The 5,276-nt window shown below is 47.0% G+C and carries 5 protein-coding genes; 2 read left to right on the forward strand and 3 right to left on the reverse strand.

All coding sequences use genetic code 11. The features are described 5' to 3' along the window. Positions 1–436: 436 nt before the first annotated feature. Both RSA72_RS13740 and RSA72_RS13745 read right to left on the reverse strand, forming a co-directional pair. Entirely contained in the window at positions 437–892 is a 456-nt protein-coding gene (locus RSA72_RS13740) for a DIP1984 family protein (RefSeq protein ID WP_332624606.1), read from the reverse strand. A 146-nt stretch (positions 893–1,038) separates the two neighbouring features. After that, positions 1,039–2,658 (reverse strand): oleate hydratase, encoded by a 1,620-nt coding sequence (locus RSA72_RS13745; protein WP_332633360.1) that lies wholly within the window; start codon positions 2,656–2,658, stop codon positions 1,039–1,041. Positions 2,659–3,084: 426 nt separating this feature from the next. Between RSA72_RS13745 and RSA72_RS13750 the strand changes: the two genes are divergently transcribed. Both RSA72_RS13750 and RSA72_RS14620 read left to right on the forward strand, forming a co-directional pair. Further along, positions 3,085–3,708 (forward strand): LysE family translocator, encoded by a 624-nt coding sequence (locus RSA72_RS13750; RefSeq protein ID WP_332633364.1) that lies wholly within the window; start codon positions 3,085–3,087, stop codon positions 3,706–3,708. Positions 3,709–4,361: 653 nt separating this feature from the next. Further along, positions 4,362–4,478, forward strand: coding sequence for a hypothetical protein (locus RSA72_RS14620; RefSeq protein WP_086374379.1), 117 nt, complete (start codon positions 4,362–4,364; stop codon positions 4,476–4,478). Between the two features lie 184 nt (positions 4,479–4,662). Here RSA72_RS14620 and RSA72_RS13755 read toward each other — a convergent pair. After that, on the reverse strand, positions 4,663–5,276 hold a 614-nt coding region (locus tag RSA72_RS13755; protein WP_332633362.1), incomplete at its 5' end, for an MBL fold metallo-hydrolase.

The raw sequence follows: 5,276 nt of genomic DNA on the forward strand, positions 1-5,276 counted from the left end.
CCTTCTCTTGCGCCATATATGGCTCAGGGAGAAGGTTAGGATGAGGGAGTTTTTTGAATAAAATCCTCTGCCTGAGCAGCATACTGCGCACGGCTCCTTAAAAAGGAGAGGGAATTCTCATTGTGAATTCAATATTGTTTAAAAAAATGACTGAAGTCTATTGCTCCGCTTCAAGTCCGGCGGCGCATTCAGCCGTTCAGCGCTTGCTGAAAGCTGAAGCCGGATCGGGCAAAAAGGGTGGGCATACTGTCAGTGCATGGTAGTGCTTGGTGAAGTGTCAGCAGTAAAAGATGCGTTGTGCTGCGCCAGATTTGTGAAAATTTGAAGCAGACGCCTTGCTTCCTGCAAGCGTTTGTTGAATTAAAGCCTTACAAACGCATAAAAGGCTTTGCACTCGCCCAATATGCCCGGACTGGGATGGGTGAAAACCCAAATTTTAAATCAGATCGACCTGCCAGTTGGAAGCCTGAATCTCTAAATTGTTTTGACGCAGCTGCCTGCTGATGTCATCCGCCTGCTTCTGCAGTTCCGCTACGGAAATGCTTTTGATCCAGCGGATTTCGCTGGAACTGTAGCGCGCGTTTTCACGCTGGGAACTGTCAATCGCCTGCTGCAGAATGCGGTGCTGCTGGGTCAGCGAATCACGCGCATTCAACACGCGCAGCAAAGGCTGGCCTTGAATGGTTTGCGCCTGCGCATTGGTGGCGTGGATGCGCTGGATCAGTGCATGCAGTTCGCTGTTTACCGCAAATGCCTCTTTAATTAAGGCATTCGGGTCTTCACTGGGCTGGTCGCCTTCCTGAATCAGCACATTGCTGTTGATGCGCTGCTGCAGTGATGCCAGTTTTGTCTGCAAATCACTGCGCAGCAGTAATGCTTCTGCCAGTTTCATAAGCGCGCTTTTTAAAATCCTAAACTGCCTTTATGCTGCGTGCATTGCCTGAATAGGTCAAGCGGCTTTTGCGGTTTGCTGATCTTGAAAAAAACAAGAGCGCCCGGAGGCGCTCTTATGCAGGATATTTCCTGTTTGATTTTAAATTAATGGAAGACGGTTTCCAGCGCCTTCAAGCCGACTTTCGGATCGAGCAGGCCATTGTAAATCTCTGGAATTTCACGCGCTACGCCAAAGAATTCATAAATCGCCAGCATGGCGCCGCGCACGGAATATTCCACGGTAAACACCACATCATCTTCAATTTCCACAAACTGGCCTAAGAAGGCAAAGTTTTGCGAACCTTGAGGGATTACCTGCGGGCGGTCACCCGGCTTGCGGCAGGCGAACAGGGCAGATGCATACGGCATCATCGCGGTTGTCACATCGGTCGTCTGCAGCACATGCGCTAAAATGTCATCGAAGCCCAGCTGCTTGATCAGCTCGGTTAAAATCTCTTTGCCTGTAGCTGCGCTCATCGGTTTTTTGATGTAATCGCCGCTATGGTCAATTTGGAAGCCGTAGCCCCACAGAGTGTACGTGCCTTCAGGCAAATCGGCAAAATGCGGCTGCGCAGGAACCACAATCGATAAATGCCAGCCGGACTCAAACCAGGTCATCAGCGCGCCGGTGCCCGGCTCATTGCCGGTGTAGTCAATGATGCGCTTTAACAGCACATCATCTTTCATGGTCAGGGTGAACGACTCCCATTTATGCTCATCGACATTGCCGTAGAACGTCATTGGGCGGCCAAAATCAGGCGCTTTCTTGGCTAAAGTTTCCCACAGCGTCCAGCCATGATCCAGGCGGTCGCGGATTAAAGCCGGCACATCGTCATTGCCGCCGTAGCGAGAGTCGGCAGTAATTGAGCCTAAGGTGAAAATGGCCAAGTCGTGCGCTTTCAGCTCAATCTGCTCTGTGCCTTCAGGCAATTTGACGTATAGGCGCGCAGCGCGGCGCTCCTGCGTCTGTTCATCGGTGATGAAGTCCGCATCGGTCACATAATTGCCGAAGCGCACATCAACGCCCTGCGCCGTCAGCCAGCGCTGCAGCGGCAGAATCATGGAATCATACTGATTGTATTTGGTGCGCTTGACGCCGGCGAGGGTATGAATGCGCGGCAGCTCCTGAATGAAGCGCAGGAAGTAGCGGCGCAGTTCAGCGGCGCTGTGCCATTTTTGAAAAGCGAAGGTGGTGCGCCACATGCGCCAGAAATTGGTGTCAAAAAAGGCTTCATCAAAAAATTCATCAATGCGCCGGCTGCCGATTTTTTCTTCCTTAGAAGCCAGCAGGCGCAGCATTTGCGCGCGGTGCAGGGTGTTCAGGCCCAGTTTGGCGGCGTCGGCAATCACATGGTTTGCGTCAATCAGGCGCGCTTGGGCATGGGTTTTCACCTGCTCGTTAAATTCACTGCATTCTTCGCGCACGGAAATTTCCGGGTTTTCTAAAGACGGAATGCTGGAAAACAGGTCCCAAAGGCATAAATAGGTTTCATCGGTCAGCATGCGCCCGCCGCGCGTTACCCAGGCCTGCGCTGCATGCGGGGTATGGCCGCCGTCCATTGAACCGCCGGAAATATCCAGCTCTTCCAGAATATGAATATTCTTTGCCGGCACTTTGGCATCGCGGATCGCAAAAGCCGCCGCCGCCATGCCTGCTATGCCGCCGCCGATAATCCAAAGATGTGACTGCTGCGCATCTAAAGCACTGCGTTTGTTATTTTGCATTGTTCGCCCTCATTTGATCAGTATTATGCGTGCAAGGTTTTTAAAACCATAAATTTAGTATGTATTTTTATATATGAAAAATGCATGAAACTTAAAGGCTTAAATGACAATTTTTTGTAATGGTGAACGCATTCTTTATGGTTTTTTTGGATGTTTTGTAAACAGCAGGTGATTTTGCTGTATAATTAAAATATTGAATTAAAAATAATTATTGAGTTTTTGCTCTATTGCGCTTTGGCTGGTTGAGTTAATTTCAAATAATTTACAAGTGTATTTAAATTTATAATAAAAATCTATAACCGCTAAGCGCGGAACAGAATGCCTGCAAAGCGCGGGATGAAAAAAACCGATAAAGTGAATTCCGCCAAAACGGTGTTTAGCGTAAAATCATTCACTGGAAAATTCTCTCAATATTCGAGGCCTCACTTGGAATCATTTTGGATTTTGGGCTCAATTGCATTTGCCCTGATGCTGGGCGCAATGAGCCCCGGGCCGACATCAATTTATGTCGCAAAAAATTCAATTGCGATTTCACGCAGGCATGGCCTTTTTACCGCGCTTGGCACAGGCGCCGGCGCTGCCGTTTTTGGCCTGCTGGCGGTGCTGGGGCTGCAGGCCTTTTTGCTGGCGGTGCCGTCGGCTTATTTTGCTTTAAAACTCTGCGGCGGCCTGTATCTGCTGTGGCTGGCCTTTAAAATTATCAAGCACGCCAAAGAGCCGATTGAATCAGACGCAAATGCGGCTTCGCAGATGACGCTGCGCCGCGCATTTATGACGGGCTTAATCACGCAGCTGTCCAACCCTAAAATTGCGATTGTGCTGGCGAGTATTTTCACTGCGCTGCTGCCGAAAGAAATCCCGGCTTATTTTTATTTTGTGCTGCCGGTTTTGTGCTTCTTTATTGATGCGGGCTGGTGCTCTTTGGTTGCTGTGGCGCTGTCCGCAGAGAAGCCGCGCCGCGTGTATTTGAAGTTTAAGGCGGTGTTTGACCGCGCAGCGGGCGCCGTGATGACAGCGCTGGGGCTGAAGCTGATTTTCGGGATGAAGTAATTGATTTAATGAAAGTGCTCATTTGAGTAATGCCAGTCAGTTAAGCATTTTTAATCCTCCCCAACCCTCCTTTTTCAAAGGAGGGAGCGTTTCGAAATTCAATACCATATTGAATTCAAGGGTATTCCCCTCTTTTTTAAAGAGGGGTTAGGGGAGATTTATCAATCAGTAATAATGAAATTACGCTTAACTGATCAGCATTACTCATTTGAGCGCTTTTTTTATCGTCAAAATCTGCATGCGGATTTCCGCTGAATGATTTTTTTATAAGGCGCAAGGGCAGCTTTGATTTTGCCAGCTGCCGTTAAAAGTCCGCCGGTTCAGTCATGCCCTTCATTCACCCTTTAAACGCCTTCGCGCAGGCAATGCCCTCGCTAAGATATTCACAGCAATTCTTAAAGTTCTGAAGTTAGCCCTATTGATTCGCATGCAAGGCGTTAAAAGAATACCAATGCATTTCCCATTCTTTGAAAATTAAATGGCATATTGGGCATCTGTATTAAAAATTAAGTGCAAATCTGTATATTGACTTTTTAAGATAAAAGCATGGTTTTTGAGTTTAAAATGTTTTATAAATTAATGGCTTATATTTGTTTCACTTTTGATTGAATACGCGCTAACATGATGCAAGTTAGCATATTTAGGTAGTGGAAATGAGTTTTTGGAAAAAGAAAAATAAAGCAAGCTTTGTCTATTTTATTATCACTTCATATTCATTGCTCGGCTTTGGGATTGGCTATGTCATATGGGAATTTGTCCTGAAAGGCTAAGCTCCAGCCATGTGCCGATGCAATAAAAAAGCCTCTATTTTATAGAGGATTTTGCTGTTCTTAAAATTAAAGCTTAAGGCATTTCATTACCCGATTTAGCGCCAGACTCAAGGAAATTACCCACACGCCCGCAGCCAGCACTATGCCGCTGGAAATGCCAGCATAGGTTAGCTTTAATAACCTATCAATCCTTAAAATGCACAGGAATCCACTGATAGCTTTTTCCATCAGCCGAATAAATATGTCCAATGCCGGGGAAAGGGAGGTGCGGCGCTGCAATGGTTTGTCCGCCTTTTGCATATTCCGCAAACTGCTTTAAGCGAGTTTGCACCGCTTTTTTCGGGTCTATATCATAATCTATTGCAGTTTCAGGTTTGTCGAATTGCACTGTGTGTGAATGCACAATATCGCCAATAAACACCACCGTTTCATCCTTGGTTTTCAGCTCATAGCTAAAATGTCCCGGTGTATGCCCCGCGGTATTAATCACTTTAAAGCCCTGAACTTGATCACCTAATTTGTAGGTTTTGAAGCGTTGTTTGGCTTGATAGGGCGCAATGGCTTGTTTAATTTTTTCAACAGTTCCTAAGTAGCCTGCTTGTTTTTCTTTCGGGAGTTTGCCGGCTTGTTTCGGGTTTAGCCAATAGCTCGCTTCATCGCTTGATACATAAACTGTGGCATTTGGAAAGTTAGCCACACCATTTTGGCTAATACCGCAAACATGGTCTGGGTGCAGGTGAGTCAGTAAAATGGTATCGACTTGTTCTGGCTGATAGCCAGATGCTTTTAAGTTGCTTA

Origin of the sequence: Acinetobacter sp., from assembly GCF_036659555.1 — a bacterium.
GTDB lineage: Bacteria > Pseudomonadota > Gammaproteobacteria > Pseudomonadales > Moraxellaceae > Acinetobacter.